Origin of the sequence: Jhaorihella thermophila, from assembly GCF_900108275.1 — a bacterium.
Classification (GTDB): Bacteria; Pseudomonadota; Alphaproteobacteria; order Rhodobacterales; family Rhodobacteraceae; genus Jhaorihella; species Jhaorihella thermophila.
In genome coordinates this window covers 1-23,521 of sequence record NZ_FNVD01000007.1, presented here as the reverse complement: position 1 = coordinate 23,521, position 23,521 = coordinate 1, and the positions used below count along the sequence as shown (strand labels likewise).

The window sequence follows — 23,521 nt, the reverse complement described above, 5'->3', positions numbered from 1 at the left end:
GATGCGACCGCGCTGGCGCCCTTCTCCCAATTTCGGCCCGCGCCGCGACGGGCAAAGGCCCTCGCTGATCGTCCTGCACTATACGGCCATGCACGGCGCCGAAGCCGCACTCGAACGGCTCTGCGACCCGGCGGCCGAGGTCTCGGCGCATTACCTGATCGGAATGGACGGCACCGTGTGGCAGCTGGTGGAGGAAAGCGAGCGCGCCTGGCATGCCGGCGCCGGGGAATGGGGCGGCCAAGGCGACGTCAATTCCCGCTCGATCGGGATAGAACTCGACAATCTCGGCAATCACCCCTTTGCCGAGCCGCAGATGGCCGCGCTTGAACGCCTGCTGGCCGACATCATGACGCGCTGGAGCATCCCACCCCACGGCGTCATCGGCCATTCCGACATGGCCCCGGGGCGCAAACGCGATCCGGGGCCGAGGTTCGACTGGGCGCGGCTGGCCCGCCTCGGCCTGGCCCGAAACCCGGGGCGCACAACCGCGTCGCACGAGCCGCCCGGATTCGACGAATTCCGCCGTCTTGCCCGCGCCGCGGGCTACGACGACACGATCCCGGACGAGCTCCTGCTCGAAACCGTTCGGCTGCGCTACCGCCCCTGGGCGCTCGGCCCGCTCGGAGCCGAGGATCTGGCCGTCCTGTCGACCTGACTTGCGCCCTGCGCTCTTCATCTTGCCGAAAAATACTCCCGCCGGAGGCATCGCGCTGCATCCTCGATGGATGCAGCGCGATTTCAGGCCCCAAGCGCCGTTGCAAGCGCCCTGTCCGCCGCGTCCCGCGCCGTTGCGGCGGCCTCGGCCCGCACCGGCCCGTATCCGCGAATGTCATCCGGGGCGGTCAGAAACGTCATCGCGGCGTCCCGCTCGCCTTGGGCAACCGCCCGCGCCGCGCGGTCCAGCCCGGCTTCGAACCAGCGCAGAAGGTCGCGGTGCAGACGCGCCTCGGCATGGTGGCCGAAGGGGTTGAACGGCGTCCTGCGCAGACGCTTCATCCCCGCCAGAATCCGCATTGCCCGCCCCATCCAGGGCCCAAAGGCACGCTTTGTCGGACGCCCACGCCCGTCGCGGCCAAGGGACAGAAGTGGCGGCGCCATGTGATAGACCACCCGGAAATCGCCCTCGAACTGGTCCTTCAGCTGCTCGTCGAACCCGGTCCGGGTCATCAGTCGCGCCACTTCGAATTCGTCCTTGTAGGCCATCAGCTTGAACAGCGACCGCGCGGCGGCGCGCAGGATCTCCTCGTCGGCCGGCGCGGGCAGGGCGGCGCGGAACCGCTCCAGCGTCTGGCGATAACGCGCGGCATAGGCCGCGTCCTGATAGTCGGCGAGGAACGCCGCGCGGCGGTCGATCAGCTGCTCTAGCGTTTCCGGTTCGGGCCGCTCGGGGCCGAGATAACCCGCCAGCCGTTCTGGCGTCGCCGCCATCACCCGCCCCAGGACAAAGGCCGCGCGGTTGCGCTCCACCTGCACGCCGTTCAACAGGATCGCCTGCATCAATGCGGCATCGCTGACCGGCACCAGCCCCTTCTGCCAGGCGAACCCCAGCATCATCACGTTGGCATAGACCGCATCCCCCAAGAGCTTGTCCGCAGCCGCGTTGGCATCGAAGGCCGAAAGGTTCTCCGCTCCCACCACCCGCTCGATTGCCGCCTCGCGGTCATCCACGCGGAGCGAGGCGTCGCGGTGCAGCACCAGATCGCCCGTCGGCATCTCGGCACGGTTCAGCACGACCTGCGTGCCGGGCCGATAGTGGACCGACGCCTTGGGCGAGGAACTCACGACGATGTCGCAGCCGATCACCGCCCGCGCCGCGCCACGGTCGATCCGTACCTGGTTCAGCGCGTCCGGTGCCGAACCGAGCCGGATATAGCTCAGCACGGTTCCGTATTTCTGGGCGAAGCCGGTGAAATCCAGCACCGTGGCGCCGGCACCTTCCAGATGCGCCGCCATGGTGATCAACTGGCCGACGGTGACGACGCCGGTCCCGCCCACCCCCGTGACCAACAGGTCATAGGGGTCCGTGAGTGGTGGCAATTCGGGGGTGGGCAGTCCGGCGGTCAGGGCAGGGAGGTCGAACCCCGCCGCCTGCGGTTTGCGACGTTCGGCGCCTTCGACGGTGACGAAGCTGGGGCAGAACCCGTCGAGGCAGGAAAAATCCTTGTTGCAGTTCGACAGGTTCACCCGGCGTTTGCGGCCGAACGGGGTTTCGACCGGCTCGACGCTCAGGCAGTTGGACGCGACCGAGCAATCGCCGCAGCCTTCGCAGACCAGTTCGTTGATGACGGCAAAGCGTTTGGGGTCTTCCATCTTGCCGCGCTTGCGGCGGCGGCGCTTTTCGGTGGCGCAAGTCTGTTCATAGATCAGGACGGACACGCCGGGCACCTCGCGCAGCTCGCGCTGCAGCGCGTCCAGCTCGTGCCGGTCGTGAAATGTCGTGCCGGCGGGAAATTCGGCGCGGTCGAACTTGCCGATGTCGTCGGACACCAGCGCGATCCGCTGCACACCCTCGGCGCGGCAGGTCTGGGCGATGCCCGACACGCTCACCGGGCCGTCCACCGGCTGGCCGCCGGTCATTGCGACGGCATCGTTGTAGAGGATCTTGTAGGTGATGTTGGCCCCTGCCGCCACCGCCTGCCGGATCGCCAGCGCCCCCGAATGATACCAGGTGCCTTCGCCGAGGTTCTGGAACACGTGACCGCCCCCGGCGAATTTCGACGCGGCCACATGCGGCACGCCCTCGCCGCCCATCTGCGCGAAACCGGCGGTGTTGCGGTTCATCCAGCTGGCCATGACGTGGCAGCCGATCCCGGAATTGGCGCGCGACCCTTCCGGCACCCGCGTTGACGTGTTGTGCGGACAGCCCGAGCAGAACCATGGCGTGCGCGTCGCGCCCGGCACGTTCAGCAGGATCGGCGGCTCGCGCGTCAGCGCCTCGGCCTTTTCCATCAGCCCTTCTTCGGGAAAGAACGCATGCAGGCGGCGTGCGATCAGCGGCACCAGTTGCAGCGGCGACAGCTCGCCCGTCCAGGGCACCAGCGGCGCGCCCGTTTCATCATATTTGCCGACCATCCGCTCGGGCTTGTCGCCGGGCCAGTCATAGAAATACTCCTTGAACTGGCTCTCGATGATGCCGCGTTTCTCCTCGATCACCATCACTTCGCGCTTGCCCTTGACGAAGCGCATGGCGTCGCGCAGCCCCAGCGGCCAGACCATGCCAACCTTGTAGATGTCGATGCCCAGGCGGCGGCAGGTGGCTTCGTCGAGCCCCAACAGGCGCAGTGCCTCCATCAGGTCCAGATGCCCCTTGCCGGTGGTGACGAACCCGAAATGCGCGTCGTCGATGTCGTAGATCCGCCGGTCGATCGGGTTGGCCTCGACAAAGGCGCGGACGGCGCGCAGCTTGTGTTGGATGCGGGTTTCGATCTCGGGGCTGGGCAGGTCGACGGCGCGGATGTGCAACCCGCCGGGCGGCAGGTCGGTCAGTTTGGGCAGGATGAACCGGCGGTCGGGCCGCAGTTCGACCGAGCGGCCGGATTCCACGGTTTCCGAGATTGCCTTGAACCCGACCCAGGTGCCGGAAAACCGGCTGAGCGCGATGCCGTATTCGCCGAATTCCAGGTATTCCTCGACCGATGCGGGGTTCAGCGTGGGCATGAACCACGCCATGAAGGCCACGTCCGACTGGTGCGGCATCGACGAGGACACGCAGCCGTGATCGTCGCCCGCCACCACCAGCACGCCGCCCTTGGGGGCCGAGCCATAGGCGTTGCCGTGTTTCAGCGCATCGCCCGACCGGTCCACCCCCGGCCCCTTGCCGTACCACATGGAAAACACGCCCTCGACCTGCGCGTTCGGGTCAAGGCTGGCCTGCTGCGCGCCCAGTACCAGCGTCGCGCCGAGATCCTCGTTCACCGCCGGCATGAAGGTGATGCGGTTTTCCTCCAGCTTCTCCTTGGCCCGCCACATTTCCAAGTCCACCCCGCCCAGCGGGGAGCCGCGATAGCCCGACACGAAGCCCGCGGTGTTCAGTCCGGCGGCGCGGTCGCGGCGGGCCTGATCCAGCATGATCCGCACCAGCGCCTGCGTGCCGGTCAGGAACACGCGGCCACGGGTCAGGCGGTAACGGTCGTCAAGGGCATAGGTCTGAAGCGTCGCGTCGTGGCGGGTCATGGGCGTTCCGGTCATGTCAGGGCTGTGTCGGGCAGTTTGCCGCGGATGAGCCGAAAAGATGTTTCATATTTGCTGGATTTTCCACGCAAACTGGCAGATCATTTCATCCAGAGGCCACTTGATGAAAAGCGAATCCGCAATGGACGATCTGGACGAACGCGACCGGCGAATCATCGCCCTGTTGCAGCAGGATTGCCGCCTGTCGAATGCCGAGCTGGCCGAGTCGGTGGGCATGTCCGTTTCGGCGCTGTGGCGCCGGGTGCGGACGCTGGAACAGGCGGGCGTGATCGAACGCTATGGCGCGGTGGTGAACCCCGAGGCCGTGGGGTTGGGATTTCAGGCGATCGTGCATGTGCATCTGACCCGCCACGATCCCGACCGCATTGTCGAGTTCAACCGTGCCGTCGAGCAGCGGCCGGAGGTGCAGGAATGCTATGCCACCACGGGACAGGCGGATTATCACATGCGGGTGCTTTGCCGGGATCTGGCGGCCTACAACCGTTTTCTCGAGGATTTCCTGTTTCGCCAACCCGCGGTGGCCAGCGCCCAGACCAACGTCGTGCTGCGCATGGTCAAGAAAGGTGGTCAGGTGGTGCCCTAGGCGCGTCGGCTACATCGCGACAAAGTGCAGCCAGGCCCAGAGCATCCCCACATAGGTCAGCTGATGCAGCGCCTGGTCCACGCCGGCGGCACGCCAGAACCCGGCCTGATAGGGATCGAAATCCTTGCCGTCGCAATAGCGGGCCTTGCCCCAGTCGATGTGGAAATGGACCACCCACTCGGCCAGCGCGAGCGTCACGACAAAGATGAGCGGCGCCCCGATCACCAGGAAACACAGGATCGAACCGATCGCGTGAATCGCCGAATGCTGGGCGCGGCCGATGTGGAAATACTGGCCGCGCCCCTCCAGCATCTTTCGGGTCTGCATGAAATAGTCTGCGAACATGTGCTTGATCTGCAGCAGGCAGATCAGCAGCAACAGCGTCACGATCGTGTCAGGCACGCCGATCCTCCTCGTCCGGTCCGACCGGGGCAGCTTAGGACGGATCAGGGGGCGCTGCAAACGCGTTACACCATTTTCCGCTGATGCGCATTCTCCGGGCTTGCGGGCGGGAAAGCGATTGCGCTTGCAGGTCGCGGCTTGATACGCTGCCGCGGCAGCCGGTCGGGGGCCGGCGGACGAGGAACGCGCGGGGCGTCAGCCATAGAACAGAACCTGTTTCGTTTCATCTGGAAATATTCGAAACGCGACCAGTTGATCCTGCTGGTCGTGACAGTCGCGCTGTTTCCTCTGCTCTACCTGACGCTGGAGTTGCCCAAGCGGATCATCAACGACGCGATCGGTTCGCCCAGCCCGACGGTGGATCTGTTCGGCGTTGAGCTGCCGCAGGTCACCTTCCTCTGGGTGCTGTGCGGCGCCTTTCTGGCCGCGGTGCTGGCGCATGGGCTGCTCAAGATGCGCATCAACACCATGAAGGGCGTGCTGAGCGAACGGATGCTGCGCCGGTTCCGTTATCAGCTGATCGCGCGGACCATGCGTTTTCCCCAGCCCTATTTCGAGCGCGTCAGCCAGGGCGAACTGGTCAGCATGATCACAGCCGAGAGCGAACCGATGGGCGGGCTGATGGGCGATGCGATCAGCCAGCCGGTGCTGCAGGCAGGGCAGATGCTGACCATCCTGTTCTTTCTGTTCGCGCAAAGCGTCTGGTTCGGGCTGGCGGCGGTCGCGCTGATTCCGCTTCAGGCCTGGCTGATCCCGCGCCTGCAGCGCCAGATCAACCAGCTGAACAAGCGCCGCATCCAGGAGGTGCGCAGCCTGGCCGCGGAAATCGGCGAAACCGCCGAAGGCGTGGGCACGCTGCGGGTGAACGGCGGCTGGCGCTATCGGCGGGCGCTGATCACGCACCGACTGGGCCGGATCTTCGACATCCGGTTCCAGATCTACCAGAAAAAGTTCTTCATGAAGTTCCTCAACAACTTCATCACCCAGCTGACGCCGTTCTTCTTCTATTCGGTCGGCGGCTTTCTGGTGATCGAAGGGCTGGTGTCTCTGGGGGCGCTGGTGGCCGCACTTGCCGCCTACAAGGATCTCAGCTCGCCGTGGAAGGAGCTTCTGGCCTATTACAACCAGACCCAGGACATGGCGGTGCGCTGGGAGGTGATCATCGAACGTTTTGCGCCGCCGGGCATGATCGACGAAAAGCTGTTCGAGGGCGAGCCCGAGGACTGCCCGCGCCTGAACGGCGACATCGTGCTGGACCATGTCTCGGTGCGCGATGTCGATGGCAATATCGTTCTGGACGATCTGAACCTGACCATGCCGGCCGGTTCGGTCATCGGGATCGCGGCCCCCGGTGCGCAGGACCGTCGCGCTCTTGCGGAACTGCTGACGCGCGAGGTGTTGCCCTCTTCGGGCAAGGTGACGGTGGCGGGGTATGACCTGAACCAGTTGCACCAGCAGGTGATCGCGCGGCGGATCGGCCATGTATCGTCGCATCCCGTGCTGTTTCGCGGCACGTTCGGCGACAACGTGATGATGCCGCTGCGGTTCCACCCGCTGTCCGACCCGGCCGACCCGGACGCCTTCCGCGAGGCGCTGCGCGCCGGCAACAGCCCCGATCCCTGGCCGGCCGAATGGACCGATCCGCGCCTCGCCGGGGTGGAGGACAGCGAAGAACTGCGTCGCTGGTGGCTGCGGCTGATTTCGGGCCTGGGTCCGGCCACGGCGCTGCTGCGGCGCGGGCTGGATGAAAGGTTCGACCCCAGGAACCATCCCGAACTGGCGCAGCGGCTGGTCGAACTGCGGCCCAAGGTGCAACAGGCCGTGCGCGAGGCGGGGCTGGACCAATACGCCTATTTCTTCGACCCGGACCTGTACAACCCGGCCCTGCCGCTGGCCGAAAACCTGTTGTTCGCCACCGCGCGCCGTCCGATCACGCAGGATGTTCTGGCGCGACAGACCGAGTTTCTGGCGCTCTTGCGCAGCCAGGGGCTGGACGTTGCCATCGTGCAGCGCGTGCGCGACGTGATCGAGATGCTGCGCCAGATCTTCGGTCGCGACGGCACCGACCACCCGCTGTTCCGCCGGCTGGGGCTGGAGGCGGACATTTACGAAAAGGTCGTGGACCTGGTCGAGAAGCACGGGCAGGAAGAGGAACCCGAACTGAGCGACGAGGATCTGGCCACGATCCTGATGGTCCCGATCCGCATTTCGGCCGAGCAGATCGGCCCGGCCTTCACCGACGAGATGAAGGAACGGATCCTGACCCAGCGCAAGGCCCACGCGGCGCGGCTGTTGCAGAGCCTGGGGGATCTGTTCGAGCCGCTCGACATCAACCGCTTTGCACCGGGTCTGACGGTGCTGGAAAACGCGCTGTTCGGCAAGGTGTCCGAACTCTCCGGCGCCCGCGCCGAGGAACTCCGCCGGCTGGTGACGGAGGTTCTGGCGGAAAACGGTGCGCGCGATCTGGTGATCGAACTGATCTATGACCTGCCGGTGGCGCTGGGCGGGCAGAACCTGCCGGCCACATTTGCCGAACCGCTGGCCTTTTGCCGGGCCACGATCAAGCGGCCCGATATCCTGATCCTCGATCAGGCGCTGGCCAGTTTCGACATGGAAACCAAGATCGCGGTCTTTCGGAATCTGCGCAGGTTGCTGCCGGAGACGACATTGATCTATCTTGAACCCGAGTTGACGAACGAACGGGCCTTCGACCTGTTCGTCCAGATTCAGCAGGGGCGGATCGTGTCGGAAGAAGTCCATGGCGGCGAAGAAGAGGAAGGCGCCGCCAGCGCCGATCTGGCGCGCAAGGTGCGGGCGCTCGAACAGACGCCGCTGTTTTCGGGGCTCGACCGGCGTCAGTTGCGGCTTCTGGCCTTCGGTGCGCGCTGGTACGAGGCCAAGGCCGGCGACGTGATCTTCCGCAAGGATGATGATGCCTCCGACGGCGCCTACATGATCATCGAAGGCGAGGCGGGCCTGTATCTGCCGCATGAAGACGGCGAGGACGAGTTGGTTGCCGTGGTGGGGCCGGGGTCTCTGGTCGGCGAGCTGGGCCTGATCCGCAAGGAACCGCGCGCGCTCAGCATGGTGGCCAAGACCGACCTGACCTGCCTGCGCATCGGCGAAGAGGAATTCATGGCTGTCGTGGAAAACGACGCCGCAGTGGCCTTCAAGCTGTTGCAGGTGGTGGCGGGCTACGTGCCGACTTGAAACCGGACGTCAGGCGGGTTTCCCGTCCTTCCCCGCCCCGCAGAACAGGGAATAGAGCAATCCGATCACCTTTTCGGTCCGGTCGTCGGCCAGGGAATAATAGATCGTCTTGCCGTCCCGCCGGGTGCGCACAAGCCCTTCTTCGCGCAGACGCGCCAGCATCTGGCTGACGGCGGCCTGGCGAATGCCCAGCAGGCGCTCCAGTTCGCCCACCGATTTTTCCCCTGCGCCCAGGTGACACAGGATCATCAGCCGCCCCTCATGCGCCAGCGTCTTGAGATAGGCGGCGGCGTCGCTTGCGCTGGTCCCCATCTCGTCGGTGGCGTCCGGGGTCATTTTCGGCAAAGGCTCAACGGTCACGGTCGCAACACCCTGTCACATTCCATTTTCGCCATGCTATCACGCGCGGCCCGGAATTGTGAAGTCACTCTTCCCTTGGCGGCGCGCCGCCGGCAAAGGCGTTCCCGTTAACGTAATCGCAGGGTTCTTCCTGCATCTGAAGGTGCAGCCCCTCGCCGGTATAGGGATGGGCGCGGGCCAGGTCTTCGTCCACTTCGATGCCCAGCCCCGGTGCCTCGGGCGGCGTGACGAACCCGTTCTCGACCCGGATCGCGCCCTTGACCAGTCGGTCGTGGAATGGCGTCTCGATCGTCTCGAGCAGCAGGAAGTTCGGAATCGACGCGGCCAGATGGATGTTCGCGGCCCATTCGACGGGGCCGGCGTAAAGGTGCGGCGCCATCTGCGCGTTGTGCGCCTCGGCGATGGCGGCGACCTTCTTCATCTCCCAGATCCCGCCCGCGCGCCCCAGCGCCGGTTGCAGAATCGTCGCCGCGCCCGCGCGCAGTACCGCGGCGAACTCGGCCTTGGTCGTCAGTCGCTCGCCGGTGGCAACGGGGATCCGCACCGCCTGCGCCACACGCGCCATCTCGGCAATGTTGTCGGGCGGCACGGGCTCTTCGAACCAGAGCGGCGAATAGGGCTCCAGCGCCTGCCCCAGCCGGATCGCTCCGCCGGTGGAAAACTGCCCATGCGTGCCGAACAGCAGATCCGCCCGATCCCCCACCGCCTCTCGGATCGCCTTGCAAAAGGCGGCTGATACGGAAATGTCCGACATCGCCGGCATGTGCCCGCCGCGCATCGTGTAGGGGCCGGCCGGGTCGAACTTCACCGCCGTGAACCCGCGGCGCACCATCTCGGTCGCGCATTCCGCGGCCATCTCGGGCGAGGTCCAGAAGTCGCCCATCGGCTGGTGGGGCAGGGGATACAGATAGGTATAGGCCCGGATCCGGCCGTTCATCCGCCCCCCCAGCAGCGCCCAGACCGGCCGCCCGCGGTCCTTGCCCAGAATGTCCCAGCAGGCGATCTCCAAGCCCGAAAACGCCCCCATCACGGTCAGATCCGGCCGCTGGGTGAAGCCGCTCGAATAGACGCGGCGGAACATCAGTTCGATGTTTTCCGGGCTTTCCCCGGCCATGTGCCGGTCAAACACGTCGCGGATGACGTGTCGCATCGCCTCGGGCCCCACCGACGAGGCATAGCATTCGCCCCAGCCCGTGATGCCGGTGTCGGTGGTCACCTTGACCAGGATCCAGTAACGCCCGCCCCAGCCCGGCGCCGGCGGCGCGGTGACGATGACATCAAGATCCTGCAGCTTCATCGCACAGCCCCTTCGTTTCTTCATCTTGCCGAAAATACTCCGGGGGGTGAGGCCCGTCAGGGCCGAGGGGGGCTGGCCCCCTTTTTCCACCCCGGTCCGCGCCCGGTCATTCCGGTTTGCCGGACAGGAACAATTTGACCCCCAGCCCGATCAGCAAGGTTCCGAGCGCCCGGTCTATCCACTGGCCAACAGACGGTTTGCGCCTCAGCCCCGCCATCAGCCTGTGCAACATCAGATCCAGCACCGGCTCCACCAGTCCGGCGACGGCGATGAACAGGATCCCGTGGAAGAACAGCTGTGCCGGGACCGGCCCCGCGCCGGGGACGACGAACTGCGGAAGAAAGGCCAGGAAGAAGACCGCGACCTTCGGGTTGAACAGGGCGACGAGAACCCCCTGCCGGAACACGCGGGCGGCCTGCGCAGAATGAAGGCGACGTCCGGCCCCGGCGACAGGTTCAGAAGAATGGCGGCGGTCAGAAAGGCCGTCCAGTGCTGCAGGGAATAGTCGAACATCGCGCTACCTTTCGAACAGGATCACGTTGCGCTTGGCGCTGCCGGTCTTGGTGTCGGCGATCGCCTCGTTGATCTGATCGAGCCGCCAGCGGCCCGAGATCAGCTCGTCCAGCTTCAGCCGCCCCTGCTGGTAGAGGTCGATCATCCAGGGGATGTCGCGCTGGATCACCACGTCGCCCATCTTCGACCCGATCAGCCCCTGGCCCTGATAGGACATGGCCATCGGCGAATAACCGGCCACGCCGTCGCTGTGCGGCATCCCGATCATGATCGCCTTGCCGCCCCAGCCCAGATAGCGCACCGCGTCATTGTAGGCCGGAACCGCCCCGACCGTGACCATGACCACGTCGGCACCGCGCCCGCCCAGCGCCTTGTAGGCCGCGCGCCAGGGCTTGGGATCGGTCGCCAGCACGCCGTGGGTGGCGCCGAATTCCCGCGCGATTTCCAGCTTTTCCTCGGTCATGTCCACGGCGACGATGCGCCGCGCGCCGGCGATCCGCGCGCCCTGGATCGCGTTCAGCCCCACGCCGCCCGCGCCGATCACCACCGCGTCCTGCCCGGCCCGCAGGCCCGCCGCGTTCACCGCCGCGCCGACCCCGGTGATGACCCCGCAGGACAGCAGGCAGGCCACCGCGCGGTCCATTGTTTCGGGAATCTTCACGATCTGGCTGCGATCGACCACGACCTTTTCGGCAAATGCCCCGCAGGCCATCGCCTGCAGCAGGGGCCCGCCATCGGCGGTGCGAATCGGACCCTTGACCCCATCGGCGGGGTTCTCGCAGATGGTCGGCTTGCCGCTGGCGCAGGACGGGCAGGATCCGCAGGCGCGGATCAGGGTCACCACCACCGGGTCGCCCACCTCGAAATCGCTTACGCCGGGGCCGGTGGCGGTGATGGTGCCGGCGGCCTCGTGGCCATAGACGGCGGGCAGGTGGCCGCCCCAGGCGCCCTCGGCATAGGAAATGTCGGAATGGCAGATCGCCACCGCGTCCAGAGTGACCTCGACCTGACCCATTCCGGGGTCGTCGATCTGGATCTCCTCGATCACGAGCGGCGCACCGAATTCGCGGCAAACGGCTGCCTTGATGGTCTGCATGGAAAGGGTCTCCCGGCGTTCGTTTTCTCGCAGCGTGGCGCGGCAAGGGCCGCATCGCAAGCGCCAAAACGGCACCGCGCCGTCGCAATTACGCTACGGAACTTCGGCTGCGCGCGAACAGCGCCAGCCCGGCCGCCAGCAGCAGGATCGACACGAGGAACGGCGCGCCGGGCAGATGGACCGGCGCATCGGCGCGGGTGAAGGCGGAAAAGACGCTTGCCATCAGCAGGGGCGACGCGATCATCGAAAGCGCATGCACGCTTGTCAGCACGCCCTGCAACTCTCCCTGCGCATCATCGCCGACCTTGCGCGACATGATCCCCTGCAATGCCGGCGACACCACCGCGCCCAGCGCCGCCAGCGGCGTCAGGATCAGCGCCGCCGTGCCGCTGGTGATAAAGGCCAGCAGGGCGAAGGTGCCCATGTCAAAGACCTGTCCCCAGACCACGGTGCGCCGTTCGCCGAGGCGGCGCAGAACCACCCGGATCAAACCGCCCTGGACGAGGGCCATCGCCACCCCGAACAGCCCCAGCGACAGGCCGATCGTCCGCGGCGTCCAGCCGAACCTTTCCTGCGTGAAATAGGGCCAGATCGCCGGATAGACATAAAGCGCAACGGAATAGAGGAAATAGGCGGCCAGCAGCGGCGCGATGCCCGGCAACCGGGTCATCTGGCGCAGCGCCCCCAGTGGGTTGGCGCGCGCCCAGGTGAAGCGGCGGCGTCTGTCCTGCGTGACGGTTTCCGGCATCACCGCAAGCCCCAGCAGAAAGTTCGCGGCCACCAGCAGCGCCGCGGCGTAAAAGGGCGCGCGGGTGCCCAGTTCGCCCAACGCCCCCCCGAGCAGCGGCCCCAGGACGAAGCCCGCACCAAAGGCCGCGCCCACCAGCCCGAAATTGGTGGCCCGGCGTTCGGGCGCGGACATGTCGGCAACCCAGGCCGAGGCCGTCGCCTGCGTCGACGCGGTGATGCCGCCGACCACCCGCGCCGCCAGCAGAAGCCAGATCGACCCCGCCACCGCCATCACCAGATAGTCCAGCATCATCGCGAACAGCGACACCAGCATCACCGGCCGCCGGCCGAAAGAGTCGGACAGGTTGCCGATCACCGGCGCGCAGAGGAACTGCATGACGGCAAAAGCGGTGGACAGGATCCCGCCCCACAACGCGGCTTCGGCCAGATCCCCGCCGCGCACGTCGCGAATCAGATCGGGCATGATCGGCATGATGAGCCCGATCCCCATGGCGTCGATCACCACGGTGGCGAGAACAAAGAGAAGAGGCAGGCGCAATCGGTGCATTCGTCCGGTATCGGTTGAACAAATCGGCCGCAGGCTATTGCGCCGCGCCGGCCAAAGAAAGGCGAAATTACCGTTCGTCCCCGCAGGTCAGCCCATCGCCCCTGCGATGCGGTCGAGCACATCCGCCAACCCCCGCGGATCGGCGAAAAAGGGGGAATGGCCGGTGTCCATCTCGTGCACGGTTTCCCGCGGCCAGTCCGCGACCATGGCGGCCTGGTATTCGGGCGGGATCAAGCGGTCGCCGGTGCAGCGGACATAGTGCCGGGGCACCCGCGCGAAGCTCGCGCCCAGCGTCAACGGCGTGTCCTGCGGGTCGATCGCCTGAGACCCCAGCCGGCGCAGCGCTAAGGTCACCACCTCGGCCGGGCAGTCGTTGTAGAACAGATCCGGCGCCTGGGCGGGGTCGAACCTGTAGGACAGCCCTGACGGGTCGCGGATCACGGCGCCGGTGATGGTCTGGCGCGGTCCGCGCCGGCGCATGTCGATCATCGACAGCCCCGACACCGGCACATAGGCGCACAGATAGATCAACCCGCGCATCGCATCCGGCGCGGCCTCGGCGGCGGCGCTGATGGGGTAGCCGCCCCAGCTGTGGCCGACGACGATCGTCTCGGGCGTGCTGGCGGCCAGGATCGCATCGCGGCAGGCGTCCAGGGTGATCTGCTCGACCGGCGTGCTGTCGTCTCCGTGGCCCGGCAGGTCGATCGCATGGGCGGAATGGCCGAGCCGCGCGAGCGCCGGGATCACGTCGCGCCAGCACCACGCGCCGTGGCAGGATCCGTGCACCAGCAGGAAATCGGCCATCAGATATGCCCGACCTCGCGCAGGAATTCGGTCAGCACCTGGGCGTATTCCTCGGGCTTTTCGACACAGGGCAGGTGCCCCGCGCGACGGATCAGGTGGAACTTCGACCCCGGCACCAGCTCGGTCGTCTCGCGCACCAGATCCGGTGGCGTGCCGCCATCTTCGGACCCGGCGATGCCCAGCGTGGGCAGGCGCAGCCCGCTGGTGGGGGTGTAGAAATCCGTGCCCGAGATCGCTTGCGAACACCCGATATAGCCGTCAGCCGGAGTCCGGGTCAGCATGTTGCGCCACAACAGCATCTCGGGTCTGGCGCGGAAATCGCGCGAAAACCAGCGCTCCATCGTGGCATCGGCCAGCGCCTCGATCCCGCCTTCGCGTACCGCGTCGATGCGCTGCTGCCAGATCTCGGGCGTGCCGATCTTGGCGCCGGTATTCGACAGCACCATGGCGCGCACGATGTCGAACCGCTTGACCGCCAGACCCTGCGCGATCATGCCGCCGATGGACAGCCCCACGAACACCGCATCGCGCACCTCGAGCATGTCCAGCAGGCGTTCCACGTCGCGCACAAGCCCGCCCATCGTATAAGGCGGGCGCGGCAGCGACGACAGCCCGTGCCCGCGCTTGTCATAGCGGATGATCCGCAGCCCAGGCGGCAACAGCGGCACCACCGCATCCCACAGTCGCAGATCCGTGCCCAGCGAGTTGGCGAACACGATCGGAACCCCGTGCGGGTCGCCGTCGACGCGATAGTGAAGCTGGACATCGCCCAGATCGGCCATTTTCATATGTAGTGCCTCCCCCTGTCTTTGCGGGAACGGTAATCTCCTTTTGGCCGAATTGAAAATCCCGATCCGCCCGCAAACTCTGCCGGCACGGGCTGCTCGAAGGCGCGCCCCTCGTCCCGGATCCATCTCCCGGCAATGGAACGAACCGCCCCTTTCCCTTCATCTTGCTGAAAATACTCTGGGGGGTGCGGGGGGCAACGCCCCCCGCCTCGGTCGGATTGGCTCCGCCAATCCGAAACACCCTGTGCCCGCTCCGGCCTGCCCTTGCAGGATCTGCGGCAGGTCCGGTTCAACCAGTCTTCGGCCGGTATCACTCCCTCAGCCGCACCGGCGCGCCATGTGGCGTGGTCAAATAGGCCTCTTCCCACGCGGCCCGCAGCCGCTCGACATCTTCCGGCGCGGCCCGTCCAAGCTCGGCCAGAAACCGCTCGAGCGTCTCCAGCCAGGCGTTGAAATAGTCATCCCCGCCATCCAGTTCGCGCGCATGTCCGTGCCGGGCCAGCGTGTCCGAAAACCGCGCCGTCCAGTCAGGCCAGGAAAACAGGCCCGATTCGTTCAGATGCACCGTCAGCGCAAAGACCTGAGCATGCCAGGGCTGGGTGAATACGGGCTCGGGCGCGCGGTCGGTCATGCGGGCACCAGATAGGATTGCCAGAGGTCCAGGAACACTTCGTCATCCGGGTGCTCCGGCGCGGCCCAGAGCTGCCCGGCCCTGAACCGCACGGAATAGAGCGGCTCGGGCGCCTCGCCCAGCCCGTGCGCGTTGCTGTCGGGCAGGACGTGGCATCCGTGCACGCGGTGGACATAGCCCAGCGCGCCCGCGGCATAGGCCGGAAGCCGCGTATGTCCCCCATCGACCAGCCGGTTCGCGGCCGGGCGCATTGCGCGCACGGCCTGACCGACGATGAAGGCAGGTTCCGCCGGGCAGGGCCGGTCGGCGGGGCCGCCGCGGGCCAGCACGCCCGCCACGGCCTCGGCCCGCAGACGGCGGGCGGCCAGCGGGTGGGGGGCGTCATCGCCTTCGCCGCGCAGGTCGTCCCGCGTCAGCACCCCGGTTTCCACCAGCAGATCCGCCAGCCCCGCCAGCCATTTCTCGTAGTAGCTGAAATTGACATAGTCGCGCGGGCAGAGCCGTTCCCGGGCGTGGCGCGACATGTCGATGTTCCATTGCCCCAGCGCGCCGGCGGCCAGCGTCACCGCCAGCGCGCGCCCATGCCAATCCTGTGCAAAGACCGGATCGTCCGGCTGCCCCGGTTCGACCGGGCCATGGCCAAAGCGGCCCCCCATGTCGTGAATGCGGGTCATGCGGGCGCCCTGGGCAGGCCGGTGCCCACCATGCTGTCGCGGGTGACCAGATCGGCAAGCTCTTCGACGCTCATTCCCTCGGTGCCCTCGGGGCGCATCGGGATCACCAGATACCGGACCTCGGCGGTGGAATCCCAGACCCGGATCGCCGTGCCTTCGGGCAAGGTCACGCCGAATTCGGCCAGCACCTTGCGCGGCTCGCGCACCGCCCGGGCGCGATAGGCGTCGGACTTGTACCAGGCGGGCGGGATGCCCAAGAGCGGCCACGGGTAGCAGCTGCACAGGGTGCACACGACCATGTTGTGCACCTGCGGCGTGTTTTCCACCGCGACGATATGCTCGCCCTGCCGGCCGAAAAAGCCCAGATCCGCCACCACGGGCGTCGCGTCCTCCAGCAGGCGCGCCTTGAAATCCGAGTCGGACCAGGCGCGCGCCACCACCAGCGCGCCGTTCCGGGGTCCGATGCGGTTCTGATAGGTGTCGATGATCTCGTCCAGCGCGGCGGGGTCGATCAGCCCCTTGCGGGTCAGGATGGTTTCCAGCGCGCGCACCCTGAGCGCCGGGTCGGGCGGCAGCAGCGCGTGGGGATGGTCGTGGTCGTCATGTGGCATGGGGACAGTTTGGGCCGCGCACGCCGCCCTGTCCAGAGCCGGATTGGCCGCGGACAATCGCGGCTTGCCCCGGACGCCAAACTCTCATAGATACCCGCCAACCAAGCAAACGCCGCGAGACCCCATGGAAAACGTCGTTCTCATCATCCATCTGCTGCTGGCCCTGGGCCTGATCGGTGTCGTTCTGCTGCAACGCTCGGAAGGCGGCGGCCTCGGCATGGGCGGCGGCGGCGTGGTCAGCGGCCGGCAGGCCGCCACGGCGCTGAGCAAGGTGACTTGGGCTCTGGCGATCGCCTTCATCGCAACCTCGATGACGCTGACCATCATCGCGGCGCAGAAATCCGCTGGCAGTTCGGTGCTGGACCGGGTGGCCCCGGCAGAAGAAACCGCGCCCGAACCGGTGGTGCCCACGGTTCCCTCCGGCGGCGATCTGCTGCCGCCGTCCACGGGCGAAACCGCGCCGCAGGTTCCGCGCGCGGACTGATCCACAAGACCTTGAATTGGGCAGGAGAGCCGCAACAGCATCTTGCGGTTCTCTTGCGCCGATCCTGCGAATCTCGTAACAATGGAGTCCCGTGATGCTGTGTGCGTCACAGCAAAGGGACTCGATCACAGAGCGAAGCATCGACCACTGTCGCATCGACCAAATCACGGGGGCTGCCGAGACATATGGCGCGTTACATCTTCATCACCGGCGGTGTTGTATCCTCTCTGGGCAAGGGGCTGGCCTCGGCGGCGCTGGGCGCGCTGCTTCAGGCGCGGGGCTTTTCGGTGCGGCTGCGCAAGCTGGACCCATATCTGAACGTCGATCCCGGCACGATGAGCCCCTTCGAGCATGGTGAGGTATTCGTCACCGATGACGGTGCGGAAACCGACCTGGACCTGGGGCACTACGAACGCTTTACCGGGGTGGCGGCGCGCAAGACCGACTCGGTCAGTTCGGGGCGGATCTATTCCAACGTGCTGGAGAAGGAGCGCCGCGGCGACTACCTGGGCAAGACGATCCAGGTGATTCCCCACGTCACCAACGAGATCAAGGACTGGATCGCCATCGGGGACGAAGAAGTCGATTTCATGCTGTGCGAGATCGGCGGCACGGTGGGCGACATCGAGGGGCTGCCGTTCTTCGAGGCGATCCGGCAATTTGCGCAGGAACGCCCGCGCGGGCAGTGCATCTTCATGCATCTGACGCTGCTGCCCTATCTGGCGGCCAGCGGCGAATTGAAGACCAAACCGACTCAGCACAGCGTGAAGGAGCTGCGCTCGATCGGGTTGCAGCCCGACGTTCTGGTCTGCCGGTCCGAACAGCCGATCCCGGACAAGGAGCGCGCCAAGATCGCGCTCTTTTGCAACGTGCGCCCCGAGGCGGTGATCCCGGCCTATGACCTGAAGTCGATTTATCAGGCGCCGCTGGCCTATCACGAGGCGGGGCTGGACCAGGCGGTGCTGGATGCGTTCGGCATCTCGCCCGCGCCGCGCCCCGACCTGTCGCGGTGGGAGGACGTGATGGACCGCATCACCAACCCCGAAGGCGAGGTGAACGTGGCCATCGTCGGCAAGTATGTGCAGCTGGAAGACGCCTACAAGTCGATCGCCGAGGCGTTGACCCATGGCGGGATCGCCAACCGGGTGAAGGTGAACATCGAATGGGTGGATGCCGAGATCTTCGAGTCGGAGGATCCCGCGCCCTATCTGGAGAATTTCGACGCGATCCTGGTGCCCGGCGGGTTCGGCGAGCGTGGCACCGAGGGCAAGATCCGCGCCGCGCAATTCGCCCGCGAACACAACGTGCCCTATCTGGGGATCTGCCTGGGCATGCAGATGGCGGTGATCGAGGCGGCGCGCAACACCGCCGGGATCAGCGCCGCGGGGTCGGAGGAGTTCGACCACGAGGCCGGCAAGAAGCGGTTCGAGCCGGTGGTCTATCACCTCAAGGAGTGGGTTCAGGGCAATTACACCGTGCGCCGGAGTGCCGATGACGACAAGGGCGGCACGATGCGTCTGGGGGCCTATGACGCGGTGCTGAAGGAAGGATCGCGGGTGGCGCAGGTCTACGGGACCACGCGGATCGAGGAGCGCCATCGTCACCGCTATGAGGTGGACGTCAAGTATCGGGAGAAGCTGGAGAAGGCGGGCCTGGTCTTTTCGGGCATGTCGCCGGACGGGCGGTTGCCGGAGATCGTGGAGTGGAGCGACCATCCGTGGTTCATCGGCGTGCAGTTCCACCCCGAGCTGAAGTCCAAGCCGTTCGAGCCGCATCCGTTGTTCGCGGATTTCATCCGCGCGGCCAAGGAGATGTCGCGGCTGGTGTGAGGAAGGGTTTCGGATCGCTGGCGCGATCCGACCGGGGCGGGGGGCGCTGCCCCCCGCGCCCCCCGGAGTATTTCAAGCAAGATGAAGAAGGCGACAGCCTGAGCGTCACCGGCGCATGCCTGTCCGGCAGAGGTCACGCGTCTAGATTACGCCGATTTCTGCCAGCGCCCGGTTGAGGTCTTCGGGCAGGGTGTCGTCGCTGTCGCGTCCCCGGGACAGGTCGCGCGGGGCGTCTTCGGGTTTGAGGTAGCGCCAGCCCTGGAACGGGCGGCGCGGGGCGGCCTGGGTGCGGTGGATTTCCGGGTCCAGCACGATGGCGCAGCGACGGATGCCGTCGGATCCGATCACCTCGTCCAGCCGAAGGATTCTCTGGCGGCAGAGGATTTCGCCCCGGATCACCCAGTAGAGCGACCCGCCGTCCAGAAGTTCGGATTCGCGTTTGGGCCACATTCGGGTGACGTGGCGCGGCATCCCGTCCGTGCCGCGCGCGCGCGTCTGCGTCTGCCAGTCGGCCAGATCCTCGACGCTGTCGGCGCCGACGCAGAGTTTGACGAGGTGGATCCTGGCGGACACGGCTGTTTCTCCCCGGTTATGGCCCATATTGTAGGTCGTCCGCACCGGGCTTCAAGCCGTTGTGGTGGGCGGCCATTGCATGTATCTTGGGTGCCTCTTCCAAGACAGGGATGGAACAGATGAGCCGCTTTGCCGCCCCCATAGCCGAACAGATCTGGGACATGAAATACCGCCTGAAGGACGAGGAGGGCCATCCTCTGGATCTGACGGTCGAGGATACCTGGCGGCGAATCGCCCGGGCCATGGCGGCGGTCGAGACGGATCCCGAGGCGTGGGAGGATCGGTTCTATGCTGCGCTCGAAGATTTCCGGTTCCTGCCGGCGGGCCGGATCACCGCGGGCGCCGGCACCAATCGCGACGTGACCCTGTTCAACTGTTTCGTCATGGGCACCATCCCCGACAGCATGGGCGGCATTTTCGAGATGCTGAAGGAGGCCGCGCTGACCATGCAGCAGGGCGGGGGGATCGGTTATGATTTTTCGACCATCCGCCCGCGCGGGGCGCCGGTGGCCGGGGTGGCGGCGGATGCTTCGGGGCCTCTCAGCTTCATGGACGTGTGGGACGCCATGTGCCGCACCATCATGTCGGCCGGGTCGCGCCGGGGCGCGATGATGGGCTGCATGCGCTGCGACCACCCGGATATCGAGGATTTCATCGCCGCCAAGTCCGATCCCGCGCGGCTTCGCAACTTCAACCTCAGCATTCTGGTCACCGATGCCTTCATGCAGGCGGTCAAGGACGATGCGCCGTGGGAGCTGGTCTTTGACGGCAAGGTCTATCACACGGTTCCGGCGCGGGATCTGTGGAACCGGATCATGAAGGCCACCTATGATTATGCCGAGCCGGGCGTGATCTTCATCGACCGCATCAACCGGATGAACAACCTCGCCTATTGCGAGACGATCGCCGCCACCAATCCCTGCGGCGAACAGCCCCTGCCACCCTATGGGGCCTGTCTGCTGGGGTCTATCAACCTGGCGCGGTTGGTGCGGGATCCGTTTACCGACGACGCGCGGCTGGACGAAGAAGAACTGACCGAACTGGTGCGCACCGCCGTGCGGCTGATGGACAACGTGGTGGACGTGTCCAAGTTTCCGCTGCCGCAGCAGCAGGAAGAGGCGCGCAACAAGCGCCGGATCGGGCTGGGGGTAACCGGGCTGGCCGACGCCCTGCTGATGCTGCGGCTGCGCTACGGCGGGGATGAAGCCGTGGCGCAGACCGAGGAGTGGCTGCACCGGATCGCGCGGGCAGCTTACCTCGCCTCGGTCGATCTGGCCAAGGACAAGGGCGCCTTCCCGCTGTTCGATGCCGAGAAATACCTGGCCTCGGGCAATATGCAGCATATGGACGAGGACGTGCGCGAGGCGATCCGGAAGCATGGCATCCGCAACGCGCTGCTGACCTCGATCGCGCCCACGGGGACGATCAGCCTTTATGCCGGGAACGTGTCTTCCGGGATCGAGCCGGTCTTTGCCTATACCTACACGCGCAAGGTGCTGCAGAAGGACGGGTCGCGCACCGAGGAAGAGGTGGTGGACTACGCCGTTCGGCTGTGGCGGGAGAAATTCGGCGATGGCGAATTGCCCGACTATTTCGTCAATGCCCAGACGCTGACGCCGGCGGATCATGTGCGGATGCAGGCGGCAGCGCAGAAATGGGTCGATTCGTCGATCTCCAAGACCATCAACTGCCCCGAGGACATCTCGTTCGACGATTTCAAGGACGTCTATCTGATGGCCTGGGAGACGGGGTGCAAGGGCTGCACCACCTATCGGCCGAACGACGTGACCGGTTCGGTCCTGTCGGTCAGCGAAAAGAGCGATGCCGCGCCGGGCGAATCGCCGAAGCTGACGCCCGCGGACGGGGGCGAAGTGGTCTATATGTCCGAGCCCCTGGACCGCCCGCAGGAGCTGGAGGGTGCTACCTACAAGCTGAAATGGCCTGACAGCGAGCACGCGATCTACATCACCATCAACGACATCGTCATCAACGGTCACCGCCGCCCGTTCGAGGTGTTCATCAACTCCAAGAACATGGAGCATTTTGCCTGGACGGTGGCGCTGACGCGGATGATCTCGGCGGTGTTCCGGCGTGGCGGCGACGTGTCCTTTGTCGTAGAGGAGCTGAAGGCCGTGTTCGACCCGCGCGGCGGGGCGTGGATGCAGGGGAAATACATCCCCTCGATCCTGGCCGCGATCGGCGGGGTGATCGAGAAGCACATGATCGCGATCGGTTTCCTCGAGGGCGAAGGCATGGGGCTAAAATCCGACCCGCAGGCGCAGGTGGTCAACACCGACGCCCCCCGCGGCCGGGCCTGTCCGAGCTGCGGCCAGTATGACATGCGCATGGTCGAAGGCTGCATGACCTGCGGCAGCTGCGGCTATTCCAAATGCGGCTAGGCGCGACCGCCTGACCGGGCGTGAGATGACAGGCAATTCAGTGCCATTTGGGGCGAATTGCCTTCCACCCACAGGGTCTATATTTGCCACAAGAATCCAAGCGTTTGAAATACAATGATTTCGAATTGGGCGGCTCTCGAGGAGGCCGCCCCTTTCCGTTGAGGGCCGGCCTGGTTGGGTTGACTTGATCCACCGGCAAACTTGTTCCTTATTCGTTCTCAAGGTTCCGGAACCTTTCACCCCCATTGGCCCAGTTGCCCAAGGCGCTGGATTGCCGTGCGGCCTGCGTGCCGCGCGATGAAAGGACTCCGCCATGACCCGATCGACAACGACCATCCCGTTTCATGACCTGACCTTTGTTGACGACATCCCGAAGTTGCGGAACGTCGAAGACCGACTGCACAGGTTCTTGCGCGGTTTGCGCAGGGAAAGGCAGGACCGGGACCATGAAGCCGGCAAGATCTCCGAGGACGACCTGGTGAATCCCTATTCACTGGTCGAGGACCATGACCGCGCCCGGATCAAGCGCCGTGCGGCGCGGTACGTGGAGCGGGTGCAATCTTCGACCGGCATGTATCACCTCTCCGAGGAGACCCGCGCGCGGTTGACGCCGCTACGTGGTGGGCTGCCCGTCACGCGCATCGTGACCGAACACGAGGCCGACGAGATTGCCGCGGCCCTGCACGCCGAGATGCCCTGGATGGCGCGCGCGACCGAGGAGGTCTGGCACGGATTGAGGGCATCGGCCCGCGACGGCTTGCCCGGCGTGCGCTTTGCGCCACTGGTGCTGAACGGCGCGCCGGGTATCGGCAAGAGCTATTGGGCACGGCGCCTCGCGCACCATCTCGCCGTGCCCACGGTGAAGATCGAAGCGACGGGAGAGCCGGCGACTTTCTCCCTGGTCGGCTTGCAGAAGGGCTGGGAAAGTGCCTCGCCGGGCAAGCTTGTGCAGACCGTGCTGAGCGCGCGTCACGCGAGGCCCTTGGTGATCGTGGATGAGATCGAGAAAGCGGGCGAAATGCACTCGAACAAGGGCGTGCGGCATACGCTCACCGACGCTCTTCTGCCGCTGCTGGAACGCATGACGGCGGCCCAGTGGGAATGCCCGTTCTTCCAGATCAAGTGCGACATGTCCTGGGTCAACTGGGTGATGACGGCGAACAGCCGGAAAGGCCTGCCCGAGCCGTTGCAAAGCCGATGCGTGGTGTTGGACCTGCCGGACCTCGCCAAGGACCAGCTCCGCGATTTTGCCTTGGCCGAGGGGACGCGGCGCGGGTTGCCCGAGCCCGCCATTGCGGCCCTAGAGGATCTGTTTGACGGTGGCGCGATCGCAAATGCCCGACTGAGCCTGAGAACGGTGTGCCGGATGCTCGATCGGGTAGAGGTGCTGGCCCGCAAACCGATGCTGAACTGAGGCAATGGTTGTGACGTGCCGCCACTCAAGGCGGGCGCACATGAGAGTTTTGGGAAGAGGGATTCATCATGACTGGCGCATTGGAAAGACCCAAAAGCCGCCCGCGTGCCATCTTCCTGGATCTGACATCGCCAGTTCTGCCGTCTTGCCCGGTGCCGGAAATGCCATGGCCATACAAAGCTGATCGGGATGCGGAGCGCTATGAAGACATTCTGTGCCGTCTCGCCCTGGCGACAGGCCTCCCGGTTGTCGCGTTCGTTCCAGACAAGGTGAAGTGGTCCCAGAAAATCGGACAGCGAGCTAAGGTGTATCCCAAACCTATTGGAGGGATACGAGATGGCGAAACGCCGGAAGTTCACAGATCA

21 protein-coding genes are annotated in these 23,521 nt (G+C 65.9%); 8 read left to right on the top strand and 13 right to left on the bottom strand.

Features of this window, described 5'->3' with window-relative positions:
- Window position 1: 1 nt before the first annotated feature.
- Window positions 2-655, top strand: a complete 654-nt coding sequence (locus C4S70_RS09685; protein ID WP_104007914.1) for an N-acetylmuramoyl-L-alanine amidase — start codon at window positions 2-4, stop codon at window positions 653-655.
- A gap of 83 nt (window positions 656-738) precedes the next feature.
- On the opposite strand, the gene C4S70_RS09680 is transcribed toward C4S70_RS09685, so the two are convergent.
- Complete coding sequence (locus C4S70_RS09680) at window positions 739-4,173, bottom strand: indolepyruvate ferredoxin oxidoreductase family protein (protein WP_104008069.1); 3,435 nt, start codon at window positions 4,171-4,173, stop codon at window positions 739-741.
- 139 nt (window positions 4,174-4,312) lie between these two features.
- Between C4S70_RS09680 and C4S70_RS09675 the strand changes: the two genes are divergently transcribed.
- The gene (locus C4S70_RS09675) at window positions 4,313-4,774 is read left to right on the top strand and encodes an Lrp/AsnC family transcriptional regulator (RefSeq protein WP_104008068.1); all 462 of its coding nucleotides are present in this window, start codon (window positions 4,313-4,315) and stop codon (window positions 4,772-4,774) included.
- 9 nt (window positions 4,775-4,783) lie between these two features.
- On the opposite strand, the gene C4S70_RS09670 is transcribed toward C4S70_RS09675, so the two are convergent.
- Complete coding sequence (locus tag C4S70_RS09670; protein WP_104007913.1) at window positions 4,784-5,176, bottom strand: DUF3307 domain-containing protein; 393 nt, start codon at window positions 5,174-5,176, stop codon at window positions 4,784-4,786.
- 255 nt (window positions 5,177-5,431) lie between these two features.
- Here C4S70_RS09670 and C4S70_RS09665 point away from each other — a divergent pair, with 255 nt between their 5' ends.
- Window positions 5,432-8,386, top strand: a complete 2,955-nt coding sequence (locus tag C4S70_RS09665; RefSeq protein WP_235003798.1) for a cyclic nucleotide-binding domain-containing protein — start codon at window positions 5,432-5,434, stop codon at window positions 8,384-8,386.
- Window positions 8,387-8,395: 9 nt separating this feature from the next.
- On the opposite strand, the gene C4S70_RS09660 is transcribed toward C4S70_RS09665, so the two are convergent.
- The 10 genes from C4S70_RS09660 to nthA form a co-directional block, all read right to left on the bottom strand.
- Window positions 8,396-8,698: an ArsR/SmtB family transcription factor gene (locus tag C4S70_RS09660; protein WP_104008066.1), complete on the bottom strand. Its 303-nt coding sequence runs from the start codon at window positions 8,696-8,698 to the stop codon at window positions 8,396-8,398.
- A gap of 112 nt (window positions 8,699-8,810) precedes the next feature.
- Window positions 8,811-10,043 (bottom strand): mandelate racemase/muconate lactonizing enzyme family protein, encoded by a 1,233-nt coding sequence (locus C4S70_RS09655; RefSeq protein WP_104007912.1) that lies wholly within the window; start codon window positions 10,041-10,043, stop codon window positions 8,811-8,813.
- A 106-nt stretch (window positions 10,044-10,149) separates the two neighbouring features.
- A complete protein-coding gene (locus C4S70_RS09650; RefSeq protein ID WP_200822748.1) occupies window positions 10,150-10,449 on the bottom strand; it encodes a LysE family translocator in 300 nt (99 codons plus the stop codon).
- A gap of 111 nt (window positions 10,450-10,560) precedes the next feature.
- Window positions 10,561-11,652: a Zn-dependent alcohol dehydrogenase gene (locus C4S70_RS09645; protein WP_104007911.1), complete on the bottom strand. Its 1,092-nt coding sequence runs from the start codon at window positions 11,650-11,652 to the stop codon at window positions 10,561-10,563.
- Between the two features lie 88 nt (window positions 11,653-11,740).
- Window positions 11,741-12,940 carry a TCR/Tet family MFS transporter gene (locus C4S70_RS09640; RefSeq protein WP_104008065.1) on the bottom strand — a complete coding sequence of 400 codons (1,200 nt, stop codon included), beginning with the start codon at window positions 12,938-12,940 and terminating at the stop codon, window positions 11,741-11,743.
- Between the two features lie 96 nt (window positions 12,941-13,036).
- Window positions 13,037-13,753, bottom strand: a complete 717-nt coding sequence (locus C4S70_RS09635; protein WP_104007910.1) for an alpha/beta fold hydrolase — start codon at window positions 13,751-13,753, stop codon at window positions 13,037-13,039.
- A complete protein-coding gene (pcaD, locus tag C4S70_RS09630; protein ID WP_104007909.1) occupies window positions 13,753-14,541 on the bottom strand; it encodes a 3-oxoadipate enol-lactonase in 789 nt (262 codons plus the stop codon). The genes C4S70_RS09635 and pcaD overlap by 1 nt, the downstream gene beginning before the upstream one ends.
- Window positions 14,542-14,851: 310 nt before the next feature.
- Window positions 14,852-15,172, bottom strand: coding sequence for a nitrile hydratase accessory protein (locus C4S70_RS09625; RefSeq protein ID WP_104007908.1), 321 nt, complete (start codon window positions 15,170-15,172; stop codon window positions 14,852-14,854).
- Window positions 15,169-15,846 (bottom strand): nitrile hydratase subunit beta, encoded by a 678-nt coding sequence (nthB, locus tag C4S70_RS09620; protein WP_104007907.1) that lies wholly within the window; start codon window positions 15,844-15,846, stop codon window positions 15,169-15,171. Before nthB ends, C4S70_RS09625 begins: the two co-directional genes overlap by 4 nt.
- On the bottom strand, window positions 15,843-16,457 hold the full coding sequence (gene nthA, locus C4S70_RS09615) for a nitrile hydratase subunit alpha (protein WP_104007906.1): 615 nt from the start codon (window positions 16,455-16,457) through the stop codon (window positions 15,843-15,845). Before nthA ends, nthB begins: the two co-directional genes overlap by 4 nt.
- A 124-nt stretch (window positions 16,458-16,581) precedes the next feature.
- On the opposite strand from nthA, the gene secG reads away from it, so the two are divergent.
- Together secG and C4S70_RS09605 are read left to right on the top strand one after the other, a co-directional pair.
- The gene (gene secG, locus C4S70_RS09610) at window positions 16,582-16,941 is read left to right on the top strand and encodes a preprotein translocase subunit SecG (RefSeq protein WP_104007905.1); all 360 of its coding nucleotides are present in this window, start codon (window positions 16,582-16,584) and stop codon (window positions 16,939-16,941) included.
- A gap of 185 nt (window positions 16,942-17,126) precedes the next feature.
- On the top strand, window positions 17,127-18,770 hold the full coding sequence (locus tag C4S70_RS09605) for a CTP synthase (protein WP_104007904.1): 1,644 nt from the start codon (window positions 17,127-17,129) through the stop codon (window positions 18,768-18,770).
- 141 nt (window positions 18,771-18,911) lie between these two features.
- On the opposite strand, the gene C4S70_RS09600 is transcribed toward C4S70_RS09605, so the two are convergent.
- Window positions 18,912-19,343: a DUF1489 family protein gene (locus C4S70_RS09600; RefSeq protein ID WP_104007903.1), complete on the bottom strand. Its 432-nt coding sequence runs from the start codon at window positions 19,341-19,343 to the stop codon at window positions 18,912-18,914.
- A 119-nt stretch (window positions 19,344-19,462) separates the two neighbouring features.
- On the opposite strand from C4S70_RS09600, the gene C4S70_RS09595 reads away from it, so the two are divergent.
- The 3 genes from C4S70_RS09595 to C4S70_RS19085 all read left to right on the top strand — a co-directional run.
- Window positions 19,463-21,742, top strand: coding sequence for an adenosylcobalamin-dependent ribonucleoside-diphosphate reductase (locus tag C4S70_RS09595; protein ID WP_104008064.1), 2,280 nt, complete (start codon window positions 19,463-19,465; stop codon window positions 21,740-21,742).
- 313 nt (window positions 21,743-22,055) lie between these two features.
- Complete coding sequence (locus C4S70_RS09590) at window positions 22,056-23,156, top strand: AAA family ATPase (protein WP_104007902.1); 1,101 nt, start codon at window positions 22,056-22,058, stop codon at window positions 23,154-23,156.
- Window positions 23,157-23,224: 68 nt separating this feature from the next.
- Window positions 23,225-23,521 (top strand): hypothetical protein (locus tag C4S70_RS19085; RefSeq protein ID WP_235003783.1); only part of this gene is annotated, 297 nt, incomplete at its 3' end.

Excerpts from the sequence above, each read along its gene's own strand:
- C4S70_RS09685 (WP_104007914.1), top strand. The coding sequence starts at position 2 with ATGCGACCGCGCTGGCGCCCTTCTCCCAATTTCGGCCCGCGCCGCGAC.
- C4S70_RS09680 (WP_104008069.1), bottom strand. The coding sequence starts at position 4,173 with ATGACCCGCCACGACGCGACGCTTCAGACCTATGCCCTTGACGACCGT.
- C4S70_RS09675 (WP_104008068.1), top strand. The coding sequence starts at position 4,313 with ATGGACGATCTGGACGAACGCGACCGGCGAATCATCGCCCTGTTGCAG.
- C4S70_RS09660 (WP_104008066.1), bottom strand. The coding sequence starts at position 8,698 with ATGGGGACCAGCGCAAGCGACGCCGCCGCCTATCTCAAGACGCTGGCG.
- C4S70_RS09655 (WP_104007912.1), bottom strand. The coding sequence starts at position 10,043 with ATGAAGCTGCAGGATCTTGATGTCATCGTCACCGCGCCGCCGGCGCCG.
- C4S70_RS09645 (WP_104007911.1), bottom strand. The coding sequence starts at position 11,652 with ATGCAGACCATCAAGGCAGCCGTTTGCCGCGAATTCGGTGCGCCGCTC.
- C4S70_RS09635 (WP_104007910.1), bottom strand. The coding sequence starts at position 13,753 with ATGGCCGATTTCCTGCTGGTGCACGGATCCTGCCACGGCGCGTGGTGC.
- pcaD (WP_104007909.1), bottom strand. The coding sequence starts at position 14,541 with ATGAAAATGGCCGATCTGGGCGATGTCCAGCTTCACTATCGCGTCGAC.
- C4S70_RS09625 (WP_104007908.1), bottom strand. The coding sequence starts at position 15,172 with ATGACCGACCGCGCGCCCGAGCCCGTATTCACCCAGCCCTGGCATGCT.
- nthB (WP_104007907.1), bottom strand. The coding sequence starts at position 15,846 with ATGACCCGCATTCACGACATGGGGGGCCGCTTTGGCCATGGCCCGGTC.
- nthA (WP_104007906.1), bottom strand. The coding sequence starts at position 16,457 with ATGCCACATGACGACCACGACCATCCCCACGCGCTGCTGCCGCCCGAC.
- secG (WP_104007905.1), top strand. The coding sequence starts at position 16,582 with ATGGAAAACGTCGTTCTCATCATCCATCTGCTGCTGGCCCTGGGCCTG.
- C4S70_RS09605 (WP_104007904.1), top strand. The coding sequence starts at position 17,127 with ATGGCGCGTTACATCTTCATCACCGGCGGTGTTGTATCCTCTCTGGGC.
- C4S70_RS09595 (WP_104008064.1), top strand. The coding sequence starts at position 19,463 with ATGAGCCGCTTTGCCGCCCCCATAGCCGAACAGATCTGGGACATGAAA.
- C4S70_RS09590 (WP_104007902.1), top strand. The coding sequence starts at position 22,056 with ATGACCCGATCGACAACGACCATCCCGTTTCATGACCTGACCTTTGTT.